Genomic DNA, 24,468 nt, shown 5'->3' with positions numbered 1-24,468 from the left:
CAAAATATAAATGGACAACTCTTTATTTTGCTTATTAAATAATTAAAGATACTTAATAGTATTACTTATCTCTTTAGAGACCTTTCCTAAAGAATCCTTTAGGCCGATAAGATCTTCAACAGTTGAATATATGATTAAACCAGTAACACTCATTGCTAATTGTATTTTGCCATTACTTCCGTATATAGGCATAGATATACAAATTATACCAGAGTCATATTCATGCTTATCAAGAGCATAACCCTTTTCTCTTACTTCGTGTACTTCATCTATAAATTCATCTATATTCTTGATTGTTCTCTCTGTATGAATTTTAAAATCAACATCCTTCATTATCTCTCTGATTTCTTCGTCGCTATAATCAGAAAGTAATAACTTACCAGCAGCAGTACAATAACATGGAGCTTTTTTACCTACTTTAGATGACATGACAAATGTCTTATTTGAATTTGATGGCTCTATCTTATCTACGTAGATAATATTTGTATTGCTATCGTCTAGTGTAGACAGATGAACTGTTGCATCAACCGTATCTGCAAAGCGGCTAATAATAGGTCTTGAAACTTTAAATATATCCATATTTTTACTTACACAGTTTGATAAGTATAATAATTTGTACCCAAGATGGTACTGTTCTGTGTCTCTTGATTGATTCACGAAATCTCTAGACTTTAATGTTGATATTAATCTGTGCACAGTTGCTTTACTTAATCCAAGAGATTTAGAAATCTCCGTAATTCCGGCTCCATTAGGAAAATCAGCTAATACTTCTAGTATACTTAGTGCTCTATCAACTGATTGGACTAAATTATTATCGTTCATTTCTATCCCCTTAATTGAAAATTTAATTTATATTACTAAGATATACTATATAAGATTTTTTTAAAAGAGTAAAGTTGTAAATGTGGAAAAAGAAAAAGAACGCTAAAAATAAAATATATGGCAAAAAAGTATTTAAAAGAATTGACAAGGGTTTATATATTATTTATAATGAAATTAAGAAAAAGCGAAACACTGTTTCATAATATGGAACACTAGGGTTTGGGTTTTAATTTATATTATGGAGGTATGGCATGATTAAAGATATCAACATCGAAAAAATAGCGAAACATAATGTATTCAGGGAAAACGATTTTGTTTCGAAGGCAGAAGTTCAAGCTGCAATTGAGGAGTGTATAAAAAGAATCGAAAAAAACATGGATAAGTTTGGGGAAATGTATCCTACTCCAGCTACATTTGATAACAAGTACAAAATCATAGACAACATAGAGTGGACTACAGGTTTTTGGACAGGGATGCTTTGGTTAGCTTATGAATATACAAATGATGAGAAGTTTAAAAATTTAGCTGATAAAAATGTTGATTCATTTAAGCACAGAATAGATAACAAAATAGAAGTAGATCATCATGATATGGGGTTCTTATATAGTTTATCATGTGTAGCATCTTACAAGTTAACTGGTAATGAAGATGCAAAAGAAGCAGCAATTAAAGCAGCTGATCAATTAATAGGAAGATATCAAGAAACAGGTCAATTTATACAAGCATGGGGTGAGCTTGGTGCTAAAGATAATTACAGATTAATAATAGATTGCTTATTAAATATACCGCTACTTTACTGGGCACATAATGTTACAGGAGAGCAAAAATATTACGATATAGCATTTAAGCACTATACTACTTCATGTAATAATGTTGTAAGAGATGATGCATCAGCATTCCATACATTCTACTTTGACAATGAAACGGGTGCACCTCTAAAAGGAGTAACAAGACAAGGATTTAGTGATACATCTTCTTGGGCAAGAGGGCAAGCATGGGGAGTATATGGACTACCTTTAAATTATAGATACACAAAAGATGAGCAATGCTTTAGATTATACAAAGGGGTTACACACTACTTCTTAAATCGTCTTCCTGAGGACAACGTTTGTTTCTGGGATTTAATATTTAATGATGGGGATGATCAATCAAGAGATTCATCAGCAGCAGCTATAGCAGTATGCGGTATGCATGAGATGAACAAGTATTTACCAGAAGTAGATGAAGATAAAGAAACTTATAAGTATGCAATGCACACAATATTAAGATCATTAATAACTAACTACGCTACAAAAGAAAATGATGATGCAGATACACTATTACTTCACGGAGTTTACTCATGGCACTCAGGAAAAGGTGTTGATGAAGGTAACATATGGGGAGATTACTTCTACCTAGAAGCATTATTAAGATTCTACAAAGATTGGGAATTATATTGGTAAAATAATATTAAAATAAAAATTGAGGGGTGTTTATTATGGGTGTACCAGATATAAAAATGATGAGAATTGATGAAAGATTAATACATGGACAAGGACAAATGTGGTTAAGTGCTTTAGGAGCTAACTTAGTAATAGTAGCAGATGACGAAGCAAGCACTAACAAAATGCAACAAACATTAATGAAAACAGTAGTACCAGCATCAGTAGGGATGAGATTTTTCTCAATAGCTAAAACTTGTGAAGTAATACATAAAGCAGCACCACACCAAAAAATATTTATAGTTTGTAAAAGTCCTGAATCAGCACTTAAATTGGTTGATGGTGGAGTACCAATAAAAGAAATCAATATTGGAAACATACATAATCAAGAAGGAAAAGAGAAAGTAACTAGATCTATTTACTTAGGGGAAGAAGATAAAAATGCATTAAGAGCATTAAGAGATAAACATAGTGTTAAATTCAACACTAAGACAACTCCAATAGGTGGAGATGGAGCAGCAGAGGCGGATATAAGTAATTACTTATAAAATTTAATTAATAGGGGGATAAAGTAATGGAAATCGGAATATTCCAGTGTGTACTGATTGGTTTATGGACAGGATTTTGTTTGGGTGGACAGTTATTAGGAATATACACTAATCGTTCATTAGTATTAGCAACAGGAGTTGGTTTAATATTAGGTGATTTACCAACTGCATTAGCAATGGGTGCAGTTTCAGAAATCGCATTTATGGGATTCGGAGTTGGAGCAGGTGGTACAGTTCCTCCTAACCAGCTAGGGCCTGGTATAGTAGGTACTTTAATGGCTATAACATTAAAGTCTTCAGGAATGAACCCAGAAACAGCACTTGCATTATCTATGCCATTTGCAGTTGCATTCCAATTTATTATAACAGCAACATATACAGGTATGGCAGGTATACCAACAGCAGCAAGAAAAGCTTTAGAAGCAAAACAATTTAAGAAGTTCAGCTTCTTATCTCATTTATCATTTTGGGCATTTGTAGTAGTAGGATTTATAATAGGATTTGCAGCAGCATTTAGTGTTGAAGGAGCTCAAAGCTTAATAGCAATGATTCCAGTTTGGATAATAGATGGATTCTCAGTAGCAGGTAGAATGTTACCAGCAATAGGATTTGCAATGATACTTAACGTTATGGTTAAAAAAGAATTTACTGCATTTGTTGTATTAGGATTTGTTGCAATTACATTCTTTGAATTACCAGTTATAGGTGTGGCATTCTTAGCATTAGTATTTGCATTATATGATTACCATAATAAGCCGGTAGCGGTGGCAGTAAATCAAGTAGAAGGCATAGAGGAGGATTACTCAGATGGAATCTAAAAAGAACCCAGTATTAAAATTAAAAGATTATTTAATAGTAGCATTTAGATCGTTTTTCTTACAATCAGCTTTTAACTATGGAAACTACCAAGGTCTAGGATATGCTAACGTTATGTTACCAGCACTTAAAAAAATATATGCAAACAATGAAGACGCGCTAAAACAATCTGCGATTGAAAATATAGAGTTTTTCAACTCAAACCCTCAGACCTTACCATTTATAACTAGTATACATCTAGCTCTATTAGATAATGGTGAATCTGCTGAAAATGCTCGTTCAATAAAAATGGCTTTAATGGGGCCTTTATCAGGAATAGGTGACTCATTCTTCCAATTTGGTTTAGCTCCATTATTCTCAAGTATAGGTGCAGGTTTAGCTGCAGAAGGATTAATACTAGGACCAATATTATTCTTCTTAGGAATAAACGCATCTTTAATAGCAACTAAGGCTTTAACTGGATTCTATGGATACAAATTAGGTACTGAGTACATAGAATCATTAAGTGATAAGATGGCAAGTATATCAAGACTTGCAGCTATAGTTGGTATCACAGTAGTATCAGGTCTTGCAGTATCGTTTGTAAAGATAACTATACCACTTAAGTATGCAGCAACTTTACCAGATGGATCAGTTAATGAAATAGCATTCCAAACAATATTAGATAAAATAACACCAAACTTATTACCAGCATTATTTACATTATTTATATTCTACTTAGTTAGAAATAAAAAATGGAATGTATATCAATTATTAGCATTAACATTAGTTATAGGTATGGCTGGATCAGTACTTGGAGTAATAGCATAAGAAGGGGTGTAGTATGTATAATATATTAATAGTAGGACACGGAAATTTTGCAACAGGTATGAAGTCTGCATTTGACTTATTATTAGGAGAAAGTGATAGAGTTCATGCTCAAGATCTTTCAGGAGATATAACTCATGAGAAATTTGAAGATATAGTAAGTGATTACTTAAATAAACAGGATCAGTTAATAGTATTTGCAGATTTAATGGGAGGAGCTCCAAGCCAAATAGTAACAAGAAAAATAGCAGAACTAGCAAAATCAAAAGAGCAGTTTGTAGTTTCAGGAGTATCTTTAGGGCTTATGATAGATGTAGCTACAAACATATTAGTATTAAATGATGAAGAAAATATGTTAGAAAAGATAAATAATTCATTAGACTCAGTAAGAAATATTATGGGAGTTATGAGTTTAGCTGACTTTGAAGAAGATGAAGAAGTAGAATGTGAAGATATGATATAGAGTTTTAGTTTATATCAATTAAGGAGCAATAGCATGAGAGGTAGCACAATTTTATTGGTAGTAGTAATATTTGCAATGTATATTGCCACTATGGTAGTTATGCAAAATAAAAGAAAAAATCAAATGCAAATAGAGCAATCTAAAAGAGATGAATTTATTAAAGGTATAAAGGTTGGAGACTATGTACTGACTATGTCTGGAATATATGGATATATAAGAAAAATTAGCAACAATAGAGTTTCTTTAGAAGTTGCTAAAAATGTAGTAATAGAGATTGATGTACAGGCTATAATGGCTACCTTAGAAAATTAATCTATATAATAGAAAGAAAGCTACTAAGCATACTAAAAAATAGAAGAAGTAATAAAGAAGACGAGAATAAACTCTCGTCTTTTTTTATTACCAAGGAAATTATAACACTTCAAAGTATATTTTAGTGAACAATTTGCGAATCTATAAGTTCTGATATAATATAGATAAATAGGGATTTGTAGAGTGTCAAATACTTTTGACATGCGAAAAATAGGCAATATCAAATACTTTTGATGGTGAAAATTAACTGGAGGTTATAGACTAATGGTGCAGGAGGTCATTGTATGGAGATTGGAAAACAAATAAAAAAATATAGAACAGAAATGGAGCTCTCACAAGATGGATTAGCTGAAAAGATATTTGTATCTCGTCAAACTATCTCAAATTGGGAAAATAATAAAAACTACCCTGATGTGAAAAGCTTATTACTGCTAAGCTCTCTTTTTAATGTATCTCTTGACATATTAATTAAAGGGGACCTTGAAGAAATGAAAGAACAAATTAAAAAAGAAGACATTGATGTATTTAAACATGATAGAAATATTTTTAGCATATTGATGCTAGGCACTATTTTATTACCTATTCCACTTGTACGATTCATGGGAGATATTGGGTTTGGAATTTGGGGATTGATAGCTGTAGGATCAATATATTATGCAATTCGAGTTGAAAAACATAAAAAGAATTTTAATATCCAAACCTATAGAGAAATTATTACTTTTTTAGATGGTAAAAATATGGATGAACGTGAAAAGAATCAGGAGTATGGGAAACGAATATATCAGAAAATTTTGTTAGCAATAGGCTCTGGTTTAGTGACATTAGTAGTAGCGATTGTTATGATATTTATCTTATTCTAAAATTGTAGAATACATCTATCTAGTTAAGTTATAGAAATATGTCTTATTATGTTATCAACATTTTTAATTAAATCATATATTATAGTAAATAATTTGAAAAAAGGTGATAATTTTGAAAAAAGATACACTATCAGTTATGACATGGAATATTTATTTTGGAGCAAGCTTACTACCTTTATTTAACGCTTTACCTGCGCAAATACCTTTTAGAGTAACAGAAGTTTTTAGACAATTTTTAGCTACAAACTTTCCAATGCGTGCAAAAGCAATAGCTCGTATTATTAAGTTAAAAAATCCAGATATTATTGGGTTACAAGAAGCTGCCATATGGAAACTAATTCCACCTAATTCTAATGTAGTTGAATATGATTTTATAAAAATACTTCTTTGTGAGTTGAATAAGTTAGGATTATGTTACAAAGTAGCAATACTAAATAATAACTTTGAAGGTACGCTTCCAAGTAGCTCTAATAACTTAGTTAGCTTACATGATAGAGATGTTATATTAGTTCGTGAATATAGTGAAATAGAGATTATAAAAAGACAAGAGGCTAATTTTGTAAATAACTTAGTGGTAGATGTTGGAGGATTTCCAATAACAATATTACATGGATGGTCATATATTGATGCTTGTTTTAGAGGTACTATATTTAGATTATTAAATACACATCTAGAGGTAAATGATGAGAATATACAAATAGCCCAAGCAAACGAACTAATTTCTGGACCAGGAAATACAGCTTTCCCACTATTTTTTATAGGAGATTTTAATGCTAATGCTAATGATGGCAGTATAACTTATGAAAATTTAATTTCTGCAGGTTTTAAGGATGTATGGGATATTTCAGGTGTTGGAGATGGATTTACTTGTTGTCAAGATAATGACTTGCTAAATGCTTTTTCAACACTAAGTACACGAATTGATTTGATTTTGGTTAAAAATTTTGTAGACTTAGATGTTATTAGAGTTACCGTAGTAGGAGATAAGGATTCAGACAAAACTAAAACAAAATTATGGCCATCTGACCATGCAAGTGTTGTGGCAGAATTTAATATAGGGCAATATTGTTAATCCTATGATGATATTTAAAATATAAATAAAGTATTAAAAGATGACTTTCGATTTTTATGAAAGTCATCTTTTAATTTGTAAATAAAGAGCAATTAGTTATTAAAAAGTAGCTAGCTTGATATAGTAACCAATTCTATTGTAAATAGTATAATATATTAAATCTAGATATATAAACTGCTTTATAAAGAGAGGTGGATAGTATGGCTAAATATCCAAATGATAGTGTATACTCATGCAAAAATTACGACTGTAGAGAGTGTAATGAAAACTCGTGCCAAAATTGTGATTGCAGAGACTGTAGTGAGGACTCATGTAAAAATTGTGATCACAAAAAAGATTGTAAGCAAGAATACAAAATCCATTTTAATGATGAGCTTAGCATTGAATGTTGTGGAGATTTTGTGAAACAACGATTTGTTTTAAGTACAATTCTAAGAAATAATGTATCAGTTATTTATAATTCTACAAAGTTTCAAACTAGAGTAAAAAATGCACAGACTTTTATTAGTCAAAATCAATGTATTGAAGGTTTCCCATCAGGTAGAGTAATAGCAAGAAACTTATCATCAAACACATCAATAAGCTATACCGTAATTGGAGGCTCTGGCCAAGTTACTACTATAGAAGTAGGAGCAAAATCAGAAGCGGTTATTTTAGCTCAAGATATAAGTCGTGTAGAAGCATCTTCAGTTCGTTCTAAAGATCCAGCAAGGGTGTTATTTATATTTGATATAATAAATCCAATTAATGAGGATTAAGAAAATATTATATATTAAAGCTTGAAGTGTAAATTTGCATAAGGAAAGAGGTATATGTTATGGATAATTGCACGTGTAAAAAATGTACATGTAGTAAATGTAGTACATCTACTTATAATCACTTAGATGATACATCTACTGTTGATTGCGGTTGTAATATAGTAAGTCAGCAATTTTTTGTTGATGTAACAATAACTAATGGAGAGGAGAATCCACAGACAATTTATGAATCAACATTGTTTCCAGCAGTTGATCAGGAAGAGCTATCTAATATAAAGTTAACAAATGGAGGAGGCTCATGTGATGGAGTATATCCATCAGGAAGGGTGATAGCAAGAAACTTATCACAAACTACTGCCATGGTATATACAGTAACAGGAGAATGCGGAGATATTACATTAGAAGTAGCGCCAAATTCAGAAGCAGTAACACTAGCAAATGGAATAAGTGTGGTAAAAGCATTCTCAAAGCATCCAGGAGACCCGATTATAGGTAGGTTCTTCTTTGATGTAAGATATCCAACAGATCCAGTTATACCATCTAATGTAATAGGAGATTAAAATGAAGGCAGAATTTATTCTGCCTCTTATTTGTAGAATATACATACGGCTGTTATATATCAATAAACTCTAACTAATTTACTATGCATAAATAAGGCTTGTTTTTAATAGTATTAACTAAGATATAATTTGTACATATTTAGGAGGAAGTTCTCATGGTTATGATGGTAATCAACAAAAAAAAACTAAAGAAAATAGCTATATCAGTAGCGGTAATAATAGTAGCACTAGTAGGGATAGTATTAATGATAAATAGAGGTGATGGCTCTAAACCTACGTTTAACCTTAATGATGTAGCTGATATGCCATACTACCAAGGTACAAAACCAAATAGTGGATACGTTGCATTAACCTGCAACGTAGACCTAGGTTGGGAAAGCGAATACGTAGAATCAATACTAGAAACTCTCAAAAAAGAAGACGTTAAAATAACATTTAATGTAACTGGTAGATGGGCAGAGAACAATAAAGATCTCTTACTAAAAATCAAAGAACAAGGTCATGAAATAGGAAATCATGGTCACAAGCATCTAGACTATGCAAAGCTATCATATGAAGATAATCTAGAACAAATATCTACTTCTAAAAAGATAATTGAAGACATAATACAAGAAAAGACTAAATTCTTCCAAGCACCAGCAGGATCTTTTGGAGAAGGCACAGTAAAGGCAGCAAAAGAACTAGATTACATATGCTTCAAATGGGATATAGATACTATAGACTGGAAATATAGAGAACAGCCAGATGTAATAATAAACAGAGTTAATAATAAAGAAATGAAAGATGGAAGCATAATATTAATGCATCCAACTAATGCAACTACACAATGTATAGACGATATTATAAAAATAGTTAGAGATAAAGGATTTAAACCAGGAAGACTAAGTGATATATTCTAAAATGGAGCAACAGGATGCGAGCTTGCCAAGGGCACGTCACTCAAGCGTAGAGCATTTTATAGTTGAATAAATCACTTCACTAACCTATAATTTAATACATGTAGAGTAAGGAATCATCAGCAAATGTTAGAAAAATGGAGGACGAGTATGTATAAAAAACACACACTAAAGAATGGACTTACTATAATCGGGGAAGAAATACCATATTTAAAATCAATTGCACTTGGAGTTTGGATAAATGCTGGTTCAAGAATAGAGGACGAAAGTATAAGTGGGGTTTCTCATTTTATAGAGCATATGATGTTTAAAGGTACAAAAAACAGAACATCAAAGGATATAGCAAGTGAAATGGACAATTTAGGGGGACAAATAAATGCTTTTACGAGTAAAGAGTGTACATGTTATTACGTAAAGCTATTAGATGAACATATAGACAAAGGTATAGATATCCTGAGTGATATGATATTGAATTCTAACTTTGATCAGGCGGAAATAGATAAAGAAAGATCAGTAATATTAGAAGAGTTAAAAATGTATGAAGATTCACCAGAAGATCTAGCTTATGACATGTTAGTTGAAAATATATACAAAGATGATAAGCTTGGAATGAATATAATAGGAACTGTTAAGTCTTTATATGATATTAATAGAGAAAATATGTTAGAGTATTTTAATGATTATTATGTTCCTAATAATTCGGTAATATCTATATCTGGTAACTTTAAATTTGAAGAGATGGTTGAAAAACTAGAAAGTAAATTTAAAGATTGGAAAAGTAAAGAAGTAAATCTAGATATAAATGAAGCCAAGTTTAATTCTTGTTTTATATCAAAAAACAAAGATACTGAACAAGTTAACTTAGCAATGACATTAAAAGCAGTACCAGCAGATAATATAGAAGAAGCTTATGCACTAGCAGTTATTAATAATATATTCGGAGGAAGTATAAGCTCAAGGCTATTCCAAAGAATAAGAGAAGAGAGAGGTCTTGTATATTCTATTTATTCATCTCAAGCATTATATAGAAAAATAGGTGAGTTTGGTATATTTGCTAGTATGAGTAACGAAAACCTAGAAGAAGTATATAATTTAATTATAGAAGAAATTAAAAAAATAGGTAAGAACTACTTAACTAACGAAGAAATACATGCAAGTAAAGAACAGCTAAAGGGAAGTTATATATTAGGCTTAGAAAGTACAAGTAGCAGAATGATGTCAATAGGAAAAGATATGCTTTTAGGTAAAAGTGTAAAAACAACTGATGAAATACTAGAGTGCATAAATAATGTAGATATTGATACTGTAAACAGGGTTATTGATAAGGTATTTAACCTTGAAAACTTAGGAGTATGCATTGTTGGTAGGGATGTAGAAAAAATTATATTATAAGGAAAAAACCATTGGGGGGATAAACATGAATTTATCTGAAATAGCAGGTAAAGAGATAGTTAACTTAGTTACAGGAGAGAGACTAGGTGTAATTGGAGAATGTGACCTTATACTAGACGAAACTACAGGAAATATATTAGCATTGTTAGTACCTAAAGAAAGGGGATTTTTTGGACTTAGAAAAGATAAATCAGTACTTGAGGTACCTTGGAGAAGTGTTAAAAAAATAGGAAATGATATGATAATAATAGAGTACGACGGTATATATTAGGAGGATAGTATGGGGGTTTTAGTTCAGAAGTTTGGTGGGACATCGGTAGAATCATATGAAAAAATGGGTGAGGTTTGTAATATAGTTCAAGCCTATAGAGAAAAAGAAATAGATTTAGTAGTAGTAGTATCTGCTATGGGTAGAAAAGGTGCTCCATATGCTACAGATACGCTTATAGGATTATGTAATGGGGTAAATAAAATCCCTAAAAAAAGGGAGTTAGACCTTATAATGTCTTGTGGAGAGATTATATCAGGTACTATACTTGCTAGCATGTTACAAGGCAAAGGTATAGATGCAATATTCTTAACAGGAAGACAGGCAGGAATACTTACTAATAACAAGTATTCAGATTCTAAAATAATAAATATTAATCCGAAAAGAATAAAAAAAGAAATATCAGAAGGCAAAGTAGTAGTAATAGCAGGCTTTCAGGGAGGCACTGAAGATGGAGAGATAACTACTCTTGGAAGAGGTGGTAGTGACACATCGGCAGTAGCTATTGGAAAAGCTCTAGGTTGTGAAGAAGTTGAAATATATACTGATGTAGATGGTATAATGACTGCTGACCCTAGAGTAGAGCCAGATGCAGAAGTTTTAGAATTTATAGACTATGAAGAAGTATTCCAAATGGCAGATAAAGGAGCTAAGGTTATTCATCCAAGAGCAGTTCAACTTGCAAAAAGTGGAGATATAACTTTAGCTATAAAAAATACATTAAATCCAGAAGGTGATGGTACTAGAATAGGTTCTATGTACAAAAACCATAGCTCTGAAATTGAGTTTGAAGAGGATACTGGATTTATGACAGCAGTTGCTCATAAGGATAAGATAGCTCAAGTTAAAATCAAAGCTCAAGAAGCTGATTTTACGACTATATTAAATGAGATAGAAGAAAAGAATATAAGTTTAGATATGATAAACTTCTTTATAGAGGAAAAGGCATTTGTAATTGATGAAGAGGATATAAAGGTGTTAAGTGAGATACTAGATAGATATCATATTGATTACGAAATAAATGCAGACTGTGCAAAGGTGACATTGATAGGTCAAAAGATAACAGGTACACCTGGTATCATGGCAAAAGTAGTAAGATCCTTATCAAAAGCTGGTATATCATTGCTTCAAACATCGGATTCACATATGACAATATCTTGCTTAATTAATAAAGCAGATATGGCTAACGCTGTTCATGCAATACACAATGAATTTTATGTAAAATAAATAATAGTAAGAGAGCGATAGATTATATATCGCTCTTTTTTATTGTATATATAATAATTATTAGAAATTTAAACTAATGCTTGAATGTAGAAAATTTTAATACTACAATATAATTAACTAATCAAATATTTTTGACTAATCAATTATAAAATAGGGGTATTTAGGAGGATAATATGAATTACTTAGATTTATATTTAATAAGAAACAACTGTAAGAGATACGATGTACATAAAAAAACGGGAATTAGTCAACAGCTGCTTTCGACTCATACCAAAAAAGAAGTTGGAAAGTATTCAGTAAAGGTATTAACAGCATTAGCAGATACCTTAGGAAAAACATCTGGTGAGGTATTAGACGAACTTTTTGCCTTGGAAAAAGAAAATCTAGCATGGGAAGTATTTAATCCAGAGGAACTACTAATTGGCTTAAAAGACAAGTGGGACATTATAATAATCAAAGGTGCATACGCAAAAGAGATATATAAGCTAATGAAATATCAGTTATCAGAAACTGAACTTATGGGTATGGAATTAGGAAGTGCTGGTGTATTAAGCGTTTTTGCTTATGCAATAGATTCGGTTAGAGACCTTTTTAGTAATTTGGAGAAAATAGATAAGGACATAGAGACGAAATTAAGATTATATAAATTGAAAGAAGTTTCTGATGATAAATTAGTTTTGAGTTTAAAGCAATTAGACTATTAATATCTATATAATTATACCTTTCAAATTACCATACTTAAAATTAGAGACCTATTTATAAATACTAAATGAATTTTTTTGATATACATGGGAAAACTAGCTTAAAAAGGTAATCTGAGAGGAGCATAACAATGAGATATTATGAAGATGATATGATACATAAAAATTATATAGAGTTTTGTTCAAATAATAATCCTAAAAAAGATAACAATATAAAAAATCAACAAGAAGATCCTGATGAGGATGATTCAATGCAAGAAGAAGAGGAAATCCAAAATATTAAGCAGATGGGAGTTCCTGGTATGCCTCCTCAACCTCCAAAAAACATACAATGTATAACAATAATAGGAGAAATTGAGGGTCACTTCGTAGGAAATCCTCAAAAGAAAGCTACAAAATACGAACATATAATACCCATGATATATTCAGTAGAAGAAAGTGAAGAAATAAAAGGAGTACTAGTAATCTTAAATACTGTAGGAGGAGATGTAGAAGCTGGTCTTGCAATAGCAGAGCTTTTAAATAGTATCTCTAAAAAAGTAGTAACTTTAGTACTTGGAGGAAGTCACAGCATAGGAGTACCTCTTGCCACTGCAGGAGACTATTCATTTATTGCACCAACAGCAACTATGATTGTTCATCCAATAAGAACTAACGGACTTGTTATAGGTGTCAATGAAACATTTGAATATTTTAAAAAGATGCAAGACAGAATATCAAGCTTCATAACAAGAACATCTAAAATCGATAAAGATGAGTTAAATAGAATAATGCATGAAAAAGAAGACTTAGTTACTGATGTGGGTAGTGTTCTTATAGGTAAAGATGCAGTAGAATGTGGTCTTATTGATGAGGTTGGCGGTCTAAAAGATGCATTAAACAAATTAAAAGAGTTAATTAAAGAAGGTAATGAAGAAAATACTAACAAAGACATGTAAAATAAATAAATTGTTTAAATAATACGTTATATGTTATAATTAAAAATTATAAGCAAAAGTGTTAGTGTCAAGGCATTAGCACTTTTTGCTATGAATGGCAACTTATTAGAATACAAGAGGTGAGATTGGTGGCTAGTAAAAAGAAGAAGAAAAAGAAAAAAGATAATAAGTTAAACTTTAATTCAGAATATCACAATTTGGTAACAATATTTGTAGGTATATTTTTATTATACGGTCTAAATTCAAACTCAATGGGATGGATTGGTACTTTTATCCAATCTATATTTAAAGGTTTGTTTGGGGGGCTTTCGATTTTCATACCATTTATGGTAATTATAAGTGGAATACTTGGTTTCTTTGATGGAAATGAATACATATATAGATTAAAAAATACCAAGACATATTACTTAGGTATAATGTTTATATTTGTGTTTTATGGGTTATTAAATTCGAGAACACTGCCTGTTGACAGTCCGATTAGTCCAGAGATGATTAAACCAGTAATGGAAATGGGAGCAAATGGAGAAGGTTGTGGATTAGTAGCTACAACTATCACATACTATATCAAACAGGTATTTGGAATAACAGGTGGATGGCTTATAAGTATATTTGCACTTTTTATAGCAGTATTATTTACATTTAATATATCTATTAAAGATTTAATAAGCAATATAAAAGCAACGGCAAATAATTCATCTAAAGAAAACTTAACGTTTAAAGATAAGATGTCAAATTTAAAAGACTCTGCTTTAAATATGATAACTGATGAGGTCGATGAAAATACAGTAGTCAAAAAAGAAAGTTTCTTAAAAGGTGTTATGTCAAAATCAAAGAATAATTCTAAAGAAGAAGATAAAACAAATGTAGAAGATGCAATAGATGATAAAACTATTAAAATAGTAGGATTTAATAAGGCTGAAGATGAATACTTAGAAATACTAGAAGGTACTCAAAGTATGTCAGAGTTAGAGGTATTAAAAGAACTACAAAATGTCAATAAAGATAATAAGGTAGATAATACTCCTAAAGCTAAAGAAGTATCATCTAATACGAAAATTGGACTTGAAAGAACTCAACCATTAGATATAAAGGTTGAATCATATGCCAATTATAAAAAACCTACACTAGATCTTTTAAATAAATTAGACAAAAAATCTGATGATAATGGAAAGAAGAGAGTATTAAAAAATGCATCATTACTTGAGAAGACATTATCAGATTTTGGAGTAGAAGCAAAAGTAAATCAAGTTACAGTAGGACCTACTATAACAAGATATGAAATACAGCCAAGTCCAGGAGTAAAGGTAAGCAAAATAGTTAACTTAACTGACGATATAGCACTTAGCTTAGCAGCGAAGAGTATAAGAATAGAAGCTCCAATACCGGGAAAGAGCGCTATAGGTATAGAAGTACCTAATGAAGAGCCTCAAATGGTAACTGTAAGAGAAGTATTAGAAAGTGAAGAATTTAAAAAGTTTGAATCACCTCTTGCAATGGCACTTGGAAAAGATGTAGCTGGAAAGCCAATAATAGGTGATATAGGTAAGATGCCACATTTACTTATAGCAGGATCAACAGGTTCTGGAAAGAGTGTGTGCGTAAATACTTTAATCAGTAGTATATTATACAAAGCAAATCCAGACGAAGTAAAATTACTTCTTATAGACCCTAAGGTGGTAGAACTTGCAAACTACAATGATATACCGCACTTATTAATACCAGTAGTAACTGACCCTAAAAAAGCTGCAAATGCACTTAACTGGGCAGTAGTAGAAATGAATAGAAGATACAAGCTATTTGCAGAAACACAAGTAAAAGATATAACAAGCTATAACGAAAAATCTGAAGAGAAGCTTCCAAAGATAGTAATAATAATAGACGAACTTGCCGACTTAATGATGGTAAGTGCAAATGATATAGAAGACTATATCTGTAGATTAGCTCAGATGGCAAGAGCAGCAGGTATGCACTTAATAGTTGCAACTCAAAGACCATCGGTAGACGTAATCACAGGAGTTATAAAGGCTAACATTCCATCTAGAATTGCCTTTGCTGTTTCATCTCAAACAGATTCAAGAACTATACTTGATATGGGTGGAGCTGAGAAGTTACTAGGTAAGGGAGATATGTTATTCTACCCACTAGGCGCAGCTAAGCCAGTAAGACTTCAAGGGGCATTTATCTCAGAAAATGAATCGGAAAGAGTAATCGAATTCGTAAAAAATCAAGTTAAAGATGAAGTTAAGTATGAAGAGAGTATCATGGAGACTATAGCTAAGACTGCTATTACAAAAACTAGTGATGAAGATGACTTACTAAGTGAGGCAATCGAATTTATTGTAGAAAGTGGACAAGGATCTTCTTCTATGCTTCAGAGAAAGTTTAAGATAGGATTTAATAGAGCAGCAAGACTTATAGACTCAATGGAAGAAAGAGGGATTGTAGGTCCAAGTGAAGGAAGCAAACCTAGAAAGGTATTAATAAGTAAACAAGACTTACAAAACTTAGAAGGTGAATAAAATTGAAAACAATATCAGTAGAAAATGCTTTAAAACTTGAAAATGTAATTTTTATAGATGTAAGAACAGAAGCAGAACACAAAGAGGATAATATATTAGAGGCATTTAATATGCCTCTTTTCAAAGATAATGAGCACAACGAAGTAGGTACAATATATAAGACTTTAGGTAAGCATGAAGCTATACAAAAAGGATTCGATTATGTTTCATATAAGTTAAAAGATATGTATGTACAGGCTACAGCACTAGCTAGTGAATACGACAATATAGTGATATATTGTGCTAGAGGTGGAATGAGAAGTGGTAGTGTAGTTAATCTACTGTCATCTCTAGGGGTAAATGTATATCAATTAGAGGGTGGATATAAGTCTTATAGACATTATGTTTTAGATTACCTGGGAAATATAATGGACACTAAAAACTTCATAGTTGTTCATGGATTAACAGGAGCAGGAAAGACTGACCTTTTAAAATTATTAGAAGACGAAAATATAGATAACATAGACTTAGAAGGAATTGCAAAGAATAGTGGTTCAACATTTGGATTTATAGCTTTTGATGAAAAACCGCCATCTCAAAAGAATTTTGAAACTAAGATATTTGAAAAACTATTTTACTCAAAGAGCGACTATATATTTATAGAAAGTGAAAGTAAAAGAGTAGGGCACGTACTTATTCCAAGTGAAATATATGATGCAATAGTAAGAGATGGGTATCATATACTTCTAGAGTGTAGTCTTGAAAACAGAGTAAAGAGACTTTGTAGAGATTATATAGATGGAAAAGGACCAGAAAATATTGAAGTATTAAATCAATGTATAAGCAAGTTTAGAAAAAGATTAGGTAACAATAAGGTAGACGGATATATTGGCTTACTAGAAGAAGGAAAGTATGATGAACTAGTAGAAAAGTACTTAGTAGAGTACTACGACCCATTATACATGCACTCAGTAGATAAGTATAAATATAATCAGACAATAAATTTTGATAATCAAGAGAAAGCTTTAAAGGAAAGTATAGATTTTCATAAGGCAGCAGTGGAAGGAGCAATATAATGTTAAAAGTAGCACTAGAATCACTAGGATGTTCGAAAAACTTAGTAGATGCAGAAATAATGATGGGTATCCTAAATAGAAAAGGGTACAAGTTAGTTGGAGATTTTGATGAGGCAGACATAATACTAGTAAACACTTGTGGGTTTATAGAATCTGCAAAGCAAGAATCAATAGATACAATATTAGAACTTGCAGAATTAAAAGAAACTGCAAACTTAAAATTATTAATAGTAACAGGATGTTTAGCACAAAGATACTCAGATGAGTTAAAATCTGAAATACCGGAAATAGATGCAATAGTTGGAACAGGAAGTTACCAACAAATAGACGAGATAATAGCAAACCTAGAAAAAGAAAATCATATAGTAAGTCTTAATGATATAGAATTTGCATACAACGAAGATCTTCCAAGATATGTATCTACTCCAAGTCATATGGCATACTTAAAAATAAGTGAAGGATGCGATAAGCACTGTACTTATTGTATAATACCTAAGTTAAGAGGTAAGCAAAGAAGTAGAAAAATAGAAGATATAGTTAAAGAAGCTAAGGACTTAGCAGCTAGAGGAGTAAAAGAGCTTGTAGTTATAGCACAAGATAGTACTATGTATGGTTCTGATATATATGGAAAAGCTGTATTACCACAGTTATTAGAAGAGCTTGCAACTGTAGAAGGAATAAAATGGATAAGAATAATGTACTCATATCCAGAATCAATAACTGAAGAATTAGTTCAAGTTATCAAAAAACATGATACTATATGTAACTACTTCGATATGCCAGTGCAACATGCAAGTAATAATATATTAAAATTAATGAACAGACACACAACTAAAGAAGATATCTTAAATAAAATAGAAATGATAAGAAAGTATATACCAGATGCAACTTTAAGAACTACAATAATAACTGGATTCCCAGGTGAAACTGATGAAGACTTTGAAGAATTAATAGAGTTTGCAAAAGTTGCTAGATTTGATAGACTAGGTGCATTTACTTACTCAAGAGAAGAAGGAACTGCAGCAGATAAGCTTCCAGGTCATATAGAAGAAGAAGTAAAGGCACAAAGAAGAGACTCTTTAATGATGGTTCAGCAAGGTATATCTCAAGAGCTTAATGCAGCTAAAGTAGGAAATGTGTACGAAGTATTAATAGAAGAGCAAATAGAAGACAAGGTTTATATGGGAAGAACTCAAGGTGATGCTGAAGAGATAGACAGTATAGTTTATGTAAAATCAGGTCTTAAACTTAACGTAGGAGACTTTGTTAAGGTTAAAATAAACAATGCTTTAGAGTATGATTTGATGGGGGATGTAATGAATGAACTTGCCTAATAAATTAACTTTATTTAGGATATTTTTAATACCAGTATTTATAATCATGATGCTTTCAAACATTGAGTCTAAGTATTTAATATCATGTATAATATTCATAGTTGCATCAATAACAGATGCAATGGATGGACATATTGCAAGAAAGCATAACTTAGTAACTGATTTTGGAAAATTTATGGACCCACTTGCAGACAAGTTATTAGTAATTGCAGCTTTAACTTGTATGATAGAGGTAGGTCTAGTACCAGCTTGGATGGTAATAATAATAGTGTCAAGAGAGCTTACTGTAAGTATACTTAGAGCCATAGCAGCAGCTGATGGTAAAGTAATAGCAGCGAGTGGTGGTGGAAAGATAAAGACAATAACTCAAATGTTATCAGTTGTAGTATTGTTACTAGGAGCTCAATACAATAACTCTACAATACTTTTAGTAGGTGGAGTACTTATATTAGTAGCGACTTTAATCACTTTATATTCAGGATTTGAGTACTTATACAAAAACAAAGAATTATTTATGGAAAGTAAATAATTTAGATAGAGGGGGGAGTCGTGTTTCACGACCCCCTCTTTTTTTATTGTAAAAAATAAAACTATTAAATTAATAAGCATAAGAATACACATATGTTAGCATATATTATATAATAGAAGAATATTATATAAACTTTATTAAGGAGGGATTTTTTGATAGACTTAATGATTGTTAGTGCATTAGTGTTATTAATATGTATAACATCAAGTAAAATATTATATAAATTTGGTGTACCTATTTTATTAATATTCATAGCCTTAGGAATGGTATTTGGTTCTGATGGTATTGTAGGAATATATTTTGATAATTATGAACTTACAAAGCAAATATGTTCATTAGCACTAGTTTTTATAATGTTTTATGGAGGATTTGGTACCAACTGGAATATGGCAAAGCCAGTAGCTGTTCAGTCAGTACTTATGTCAACCTTAGGAGTAGTTATTACTGCCGGTTTGACAGGATTATTCTGTGTAAAGGTTCTAGATACCAATATACTTGAAGGTATACTTATAGGTTCTGTAGTTGCATCAACAGATGCTGCTTCGGTCTTTGCAATACTTCGTTCTCAAAAACTAAACTTAAAAGGATCCATCGCTTCAATACTAGAAATTGAAAGTGGAAGTAATGATCCATTTGCATATATGTTAACTATTATTACATTGGGATTGATGGGCAACATTGATCATAGTACAATACTACCTATGCTTTTAAATCAGGTTGTAGCAGGAGTTATATGCGCAATTGTATTATCAAAGTTAACTATTTATTTATTAAAGAATGTAAATTTTGAGATAGAAGGATTTTACACAATATTTATTACTGCAATTGCAGTATTATCTTATTCATTAAGTGAGTACTTAGGTGGAAATGGATATTTAAGTGTATATATTTCAGGTATTATTATAGGTAACAGTAAAGTGCCACATAAAAAGAGTATATTCCAATTCTTTGATGGAGTATCGTGGATTATGCAAATCATGCTATTTTTCTTATTGGGATTATTAGCTTTCCCATCTAAAATACCATCAGTAATGATACAAGGTATAGCAATATCAATATTTATGATTCTTATAGCAAGACCAATTGCAACCTTTAGTATATTAAGTTGGTTCAAAGTGCCATTAAAACAACAGATTTTTATTTCTTGGGTAGGTCTTAGAGGAGCAGCATCAATAGTTTTTGCTATATATGCAGTTACCTACAATGTAAATATTGAAAATGATATTTTTCATATAATATTTTTTATAGCATTATTTTCTGTTGCAGTCCAAGGAACACTTATACCTACTGTAGCTAGAAAGCTTGACCTAATAGACGATGATTCCTCAGTGTTCAAGACGTTTAATGACTACAAAGAAGAAAATAATACTAAGTTAATAGAAGTAACAGTAGATGAGAAGAGTAATATTGCAAATAAATCAATAATGAACGCTAACATACCAGAAGATATTCTTGTAGTAATGATAAAGCGCAGGGGTGACGTATTAGTTCCAAATGGCTCTACAGTAATACTTCCAGAGGATGTTTTAGTTGTAACAGGAAATAACTTTGAGAAACTAAGCCAATATAAAGAAGAAAAAAGTGCAAAAATAATGGAAATCAAGGTTTCTACAAATAGTAATATTGCAAATAAACAAATAATGAATGCTAATATACCAGAAGATATTCTTGTAGTAATGATAAAACGCAGGGGTGAAGTATTAGTCCCAAATGGAAATACAATCATTCTTCCTGAAGATATATTAGTTATAACTGGAAATGACTTTACTATTATAGATAGTTTAAATATTATATAAACTAACAAAGTATAGTGTTGATTTCCTGATCTAAAGTAAGCGCTTAAATAAAAAATCTGTAAAATACTATAAGATAGATCCTATATAATGGACACGAAATAATATGTCTATATATAGGATCTTATTTTGTGCAGTTAAATATAAATTCTGAAAATAATACTTGCACTATAACCGTATTACTAATATAATACAGTTATAGCTGTACTACTGAACTAGTACGGTAATACGGAGGTGAATATATGAATTTTATACCCAACGATAGAGAGCCAGTCTATCTACAAATAATAAGATACATAAAACAAAAGATTGTAAGGGGAGAGCTAAATCCAGGTGATACTATAGCTTCAAGAAGAGAGATGGCTGTAAATTTAAAGGTAAATCCAAATACAGTTCAAAAGTCATATAAGGAGATGGAAGATATGGGGATTATAAATACAATAAAAAGTTATCAAAGTAGTATAACAACTAATGAGAATATAATAAATAACATAAAATCAGAACTTATAAAGGAGTCAATGCAAGTATTTATAGAAAATATGAAAGCTATAAATGTGGAAAAAGAAGAAATATTAAAAATAATAAACGATAATTATTAAGGGGGAAACTTAATTGATAGAAGTAAAAAATGTAACCAAGAGATATAAAAGAATAAAAGCACTGGATAATATATCTTTTAACATAGAAGAGGGAAAAATAACTTGTATACTTGGAATCAATGGTGTTGGAAAATCAACAACACTAAAAATAATTTCAGGTCTTGTAAAACCGGATAAGGGAGAAGTTTTAATTGATGGAGAAAAACTAAGTTATAAAATTTATGATAAATTAGCTTTTGTTCCAGACTTTGATATAAACTTTTCTCAATTCACAATAAAAGAAAGTTTTGAATTTATGAAGATCTTTTATAAAAACTGGGATAATGAAAAAGCATATGAAATGCTTGAAATGTTTGACTTAACTGATGATAGGAAAATATCAAAGCTTTCAAAAGGAAATATTGGAAGAGTAAAAATCATATTAGGATTTGCGCAAAATGCAAAATACACATTACTTGATGAACCATTCTCAGGTATAGATATATTTAAAAGAGAAGAGTTTTTAGCCGTCATGACAAAATACATAAATGATGAGCAAAGTATAATACTAACAACTCATGAAATAAGTGAAATAGAAATGTTAGCTGATGAGGTTATTTTAATAGATGAAGGTAAAATTTCTTTAATATTTAATGCAGAAGAAGTTAGGGAAAATGAGGGGATGTCAATAGTAGATAAAATGAGGGAGGTATATAAAGGTGAATAATATATTAACTTTATATGATATGGAGTTTAAGAGAATATACAAAATATTTTTTGCATGTCTAGGATTATTACTTGTAGCCAATATAGGTGCGACCGTTCTTAGTATGTATAATGTAGTTAGGAGTATAGCACTTCAAGAAGGAGTAAACAAAAGTCTAGATATTTTAAGAGGTAGTAAAGGGTTAACTTATGTATATCATTATTTAATTAATGAGTTAGCTTCAATGACTACATTTACTTTTGCAATAGCAATATTAATGTGCTTAGGTTATGCACTTGTAATATGGTATAGAGATTATTACTCAAAAAATAAAACAATAGCTGCATTATTTATGCTTCCGCAACCAAGGTTTAATATATATATATCTAAGCTTTTACTTATTGTAACTTTAATATTTTTAGTTATATCATTTCAAGTTCTATTTTGGTTTATCGATTTAAGTATATTAAAAATAGTATTAAATATAAATAATAAAGGTTTTACAGATGTATTTAGTACAATACTTTATAATAACATAACATTAATGAAATTAATATCACCTAGTATATCAACATTTATAATGATAGATTTTTTAGGGGTAATATTAGCAGTAGTAGTTATATTTACAGGAGTACTTATTCAAAGAAGTTATAAAAAACTTGGAGTTTTCTTAGGAATTATATATATTGGAGCTGTAATTATGTTATATATTTTCTTATCAGGATATTATGGAATATATACAGATATATTATTAAAAGTGCATCTAGCGTATTATGCAGTGATATTTGCTGGATCTATGTATTTATCAAATAAATTATTAAATAAAAAGGTATATTTATAGGAGGTAAATTATGAATAAAAAAATATCAAGAATAGCTTTAGGATTATCATTATCTTCTATAATAGTACTAGGTATACTTATAAATTCAAATTCTCCAAAAGATAAATTAAAAGATATAAATGGAGATAGAAATTCTTTAGGTGATGTAACTATATTATCACAAGAAAGATTGGGATTCTACTCAACAAAGATTATAACTTTATATAAAGATAATTATGAAGTAAATAATAATAGTAAGCAGTTAGCAAATTCAAATGAGGTTTATTCAAAAATATCTAATGAAAATAGAACTTTCCTTAGAAATAGCGTTATAAGCGATAATAATTATTATGAAACTAATGATAGTATAGGATATATAGGTTACCTTGATGAATACTATGACAATGAGGATGTATACATTATGACTACTATACATGAGAAAAATCTAAAAACAAATAAAACTACAGAAGTAGATATAAAACTCCCAACAAAATTTAAACAATCCAATAACAGTAACTACAAAAGCATAATAGCTAAATATAAAGATGATCTATACCTGGTAGTACATGGCGTAGATGGTATATTATATAATGACAGTGGTGAAATAGTAGATGAAGGTAGAGATTTTATTAAATTCTATAAAATAAATTTAGATAATAAAGAAGTAAAAGAACTAGATATTAAGACTGAATTTAATGAAAATGGAAAATACAAAGTAGTGGAAGATGGCATGTTTGTAAATAACAATAAGATTTATTTTAAAATGGAAAATAAAGAAACTAAAAAATATAATTTAGCTTATTATGACTTAGCAAGTCAAAAAGTTGAGACTATAAAAACAGAAATAAGTCTAGAAACAGATATGTCTTTATATGAGAGTTCAGTTGAAGATAACAAATTAAACTTACTATATACTAATAAAGATATAAAAGACAAAATAGCACTTCACTTAACTACTATTGATTTAAAATCTGGAGATATATTAAATGACAATGTAGTGTATGAAATGGATAAATTGAATAGATTTAACGATGCAACTAATTTTAGAGTAGTGGATAATAAACTTTATGTAACACTAAAGTCACATAAGATTGATAAGCAGGAAGTAAGAACAAAAGATAGAGAGTATGCAGATAGTATAGCAGTATTTGATGAAAAAACTAAGAAGTTACTATATGTAGGAGAGTATTCTCAAGGGTCTGGTTATTATGAAGGGAACTATATACTTAAAAATGAAGAAGTATAAAATAAATAATAATCTATGAATATTTAG

At 30.3% G+C, this 24,468-nt stretch carries 26 protein-coding genes; 25 read left to right on the top strand and 1 reads right to left on the bottom strand.

Translation table 11 applies throughout. From position 1 onward, the window contains the following. Window positions 1–42: 42 nt before the first annotated feature. Window positions 43–822 (bottom strand): IclR family transcriptional regulator, encoded by a 780-nt coding sequence (locus CHL78_RS11765; protein ID WP_094366720.1) that lies wholly within the window; start codon window positions 820–822, stop codon window positions 43–45. Between the two features lie 251 nt (window positions 823–1,073). Between CHL78_RS11765 and CHL78_RS11760 the strand changes: the two genes are divergently transcribed. The 25 genes from CHL78_RS11760 (at window position 1,074) to CHL78_RS11640 (ending at window position 24,441) form a co-directional block, all read left to right on the top strand. Beyond that, a complete protein-coding gene (locus CHL78_RS11760; RefSeq protein WP_094366721.1) occupies window positions 1,074–2,264 on the top strand; it encodes a glycoside hydrolase family 88 protein in 1,191 nt (396 codons plus the stop codon). A gap of 35 nt (window positions 2,265–2,299) precedes the next feature. Continuing rightward, window positions 2,300–2,791: a PTS sugar transporter subunit IIB gene (locus CHL78_RS11755; RefSeq protein WP_094366722.1), complete on the top strand. Its 492-nt coding sequence runs from the start codon at window positions 2,300–2,302 to the stop codon at window positions 2,789–2,791. 26 nt (window positions 2,792–2,817) lie between these two features. Further along, window positions 2,818–3,609: a PTS mannose/fructose/sorbose/N-acetylgalactosamine transporter subunit IIC gene (locus tag CHL78_RS11750; RefSeq protein WP_094366723.1), complete on the top strand. Its 792-nt coding sequence runs from the start codon at window positions 2,818–2,820 to the stop codon at window positions 3,607–3,609. Next, complete coding sequence (locus CHL78_RS11745) at window positions 3,599–4,417, top strand: PTS system mannose/fructose/sorbose family transporter subunit IID (protein ID WP_094366724.1); 819 nt, start codon at window positions 3,599–3,601, stop codon at window positions 4,415–4,417. Before CHL78_RS11750 ends, CHL78_RS11745 begins: the two co-directional genes overlap by 11 nt. 13 nt (window positions 4,418–4,430) lie before the next feature. Next, window positions 4,431–4,877 (top strand): PTS sugar transporter subunit IIA, encoded by a 447-nt coding sequence (locus tag CHL78_RS11740; RefSeq protein ID WP_094366725.1) that lies wholly within the window; start codon window positions 4,431–4,433, stop codon window positions 4,875–4,877. 33 nt (window positions 4,878–4,910) lie between these two features. Then, window positions 4,911–5,189 carry a preprotein translocase subunit YajC gene (yajC, locus tag CHL78_RS11735; protein ID WP_094366726.1) on the top strand — a complete coding sequence of 93 codons (279 nt, stop codon included), beginning with the start codon at window positions 4,911–4,913 and terminating at the stop codon, window positions 5,187–5,189. Window positions 5,190–5,473: 284 nt separating this feature from the next. Further along, complete coding sequence (locus CHL78_RS11730) at window positions 5,474–6,049, top strand: helix-turn-helix domain-containing protein (RefSeq protein WP_094366727.1); 576 nt, start codon at window positions 5,474–5,476, stop codon at window positions 6,047–6,049. A gap of 112 nt (window positions 6,050–6,161) precedes the next feature. Beyond that, window positions 6,162–7,121, top strand: a complete 960-nt coding sequence (locus tag CHL78_RS11725) for an endonuclease/exonuclease/phosphatase family protein (protein WP_243446427.1) — start codon at window positions 6,162–6,164, stop codon at window positions 7,119–7,121. A 200-nt stretch (window positions 7,122–7,321) separates the two neighbouring features. Beyond that, window positions 7,322–7,879, top strand: a complete 558-nt coding sequence (locus CHL78_RS11720) for a hypothetical protein (protein WP_094366728.1) — start codon at window positions 7,322–7,324, stop codon at window positions 7,877–7,879. Window positions 7,880–7,938: 59 nt separating this feature from the next. After that, window positions 7,939–8,439, top strand: a complete 501-nt coding sequence (locus CHL78_RS11715; RefSeq protein WP_094366729.1) for a hypothetical protein — start codon at window positions 7,939–7,941, stop codon at window positions 8,437–8,439. A gap of 155 nt (window positions 8,440–8,594) precedes the next feature. Next, a complete protein-coding gene (locus CHL78_RS11710; protein WP_094366730.1) occupies window positions 8,595–9,338 on the top strand; it encodes a polysaccharide deacetylase family protein in 744 nt (247 codons plus the stop codon). A gap of 147 nt (window positions 9,339–9,485) precedes the next feature. Beyond that, on the top strand, window positions 9,486–10,727 hold the full coding sequence (locus CHL78_RS11705; RefSeq protein WP_094366731.1) for a M16 family metallopeptidase: 1,242 nt from the start codon (window positions 9,486–9,488) through the stop codon (window positions 10,725–10,727). Window positions 10,728–10,752: 25 nt separating this feature from the next. Continuing rightward, window positions 10,753–10,998, top strand: coding sequence for a YlmC/YmxH family sporulation protein (locus tag CHL78_RS11700; RefSeq protein WP_094366732.1), 246 nt, complete (start codon window positions 10,753–10,755; stop codon window positions 10,996–10,998). A 9-nt stretch (window positions 10,999–11,007) separates the two neighbouring features. Continuing rightward, window positions 11,008–12,222 carry an aspartate kinase gene (gene dapG, locus CHL78_RS11695; RefSeq protein WP_094366733.1) on the top strand — a complete coding sequence of 405 codons (1,215 nt, stop codon included), beginning with the start codon at window positions 11,008–11,010 and terminating at the stop codon, window positions 12,220–12,222. A gap of 173 nt (window positions 12,223–12,395) precedes the next feature. Continuing rightward, window positions 12,396–12,926, top strand: coding sequence for a helix-turn-helix domain-containing protein (locus CHL78_RS11690; protein WP_094366734.1), 531 nt, complete (start codon window positions 12,396–12,398; stop codon window positions 12,924–12,926). A gap of 248 nt (window positions 12,927–13,174) precedes the next feature. Further along, a complete protein-coding gene (locus tag CHL78_RS11685) occupies window positions 13,175–13,861 on the top strand; it encodes a ClpP family protease (protein WP_094366839.1) in 687 nt (228 codons plus the stop codon). 128 nt (window positions 13,862–13,989) lie between these two features. Then, on the top strand, window positions 13,990–16,380 hold the full coding sequence (locus CHL78_RS11680; RefSeq protein WP_094366735.1) for an FtsK/SpoIIIE family DNA translocase: 2,391 nt from the start codon (window positions 13,990–13,992) through the stop codon (window positions 16,378–16,380). Window positions 16,381–16,382: 2 nt separating this feature from the next. Continuing rightward, window positions 16,383–17,435: a tRNA 2-selenouridine(34) synthase MnmH gene (mnmH, locus tag CHL78_RS11675; RefSeq protein WP_094366736.1), complete on the top strand. Its 1,053-nt coding sequence runs from the start codon at window positions 16,383–16,385 to the stop codon at window positions 17,433–17,435. Next, on the top strand, window positions 17,435–18,769 hold the full coding sequence (gene rimO, locus CHL78_RS11670) for a 30S ribosomal protein S12 methylthiotransferase RimO (protein WP_094366737.1): 1,335 nt from the start codon (window positions 17,435–17,437) through the stop codon (window positions 18,767–18,769). Before mnmH ends, rimO begins: the two co-directional genes overlap by 1 nt. Further along, entirely contained in the window at window positions 18,756–19,298 is a 543-nt protein-coding gene (gene pgsA / locus CHL78_RS11665; RefSeq protein WP_094366738.1) for a CDP-diacylglycerol--glycerol-3-phosphate 3-phosphatidyltransferase, read from the top strand. The genes rimO and pgsA overlap by 14 nt, the downstream gene beginning before the upstream one ends. A 152-nt stretch (window positions 19,299–19,450) precedes the next feature. Further along, a complete protein-coding gene (locus CHL78_RS11660) occupies window positions 19,451–21,094 on the top strand; it encodes a potassium/proton antiporter (RefSeq protein WP_094366739.1) in 1,644 nt (547 codons plus the stop codon). 239 nt (window positions 21,095–21,333) lie between these two features. Continuing rightward, complete coding sequence (locus CHL78_RS11655; RefSeq protein WP_094366740.1) at window positions 21,334–21,690, top strand: GntR family transcriptional regulator; 357 nt, start codon at window positions 21,334–21,336, stop codon at window positions 21,688–21,690. Window positions 21,691–21,703: 13 nt separating this feature from the next. After that, window positions 21,704–22,396 carry an ABC transporter ATP-binding protein gene (locus CHL78_RS11650; protein ID WP_094366741.1) on the top strand — a complete coding sequence of 231 codons (693 nt, stop codon included), beginning with the start codon at window positions 21,704–21,706 and terminating at the stop codon, window positions 22,394–22,396. Then, window positions 22,389–23,216 (top strand): hypothetical protein, encoded by an 828-nt coding sequence (locus tag CHL78_RS11645; RefSeq protein WP_094366742.1) that lies wholly within the window; start codon window positions 22,389–22,391, stop codon window positions 23,214–23,216. Before CHL78_RS11650 ends, CHL78_RS11645 begins: the two co-directional genes overlap by 8 nt. A 10-nt stretch (window positions 23,217–23,226) precedes the next feature. After that, on the top strand, window positions 23,227–24,441 hold the full coding sequence (locus CHL78_RS11640; RefSeq protein WP_094366743.1) for a hypothetical protein: 1,215 nt from the start codon (window positions 23,227–23,229) through the stop codon (window positions 24,439–24,441). Window positions 24,442–24,468 lie beyond the last annotated feature (27 nt).

The sequence above is a fragment of the Romboutsia weinsteinii genome (genome assembly GCF_002250835.2).
In the GTDB taxonomy this organism is placed as follows: Bacteria; Bacillota; Clostridia; order Peptostreptococcales; family Peptostreptococcaceae; genus Romboutsia_A; species Romboutsia_A weinsteinii.
This window is presented reverse-complemented; position numbering and strand designations above follow the sequence as displayed.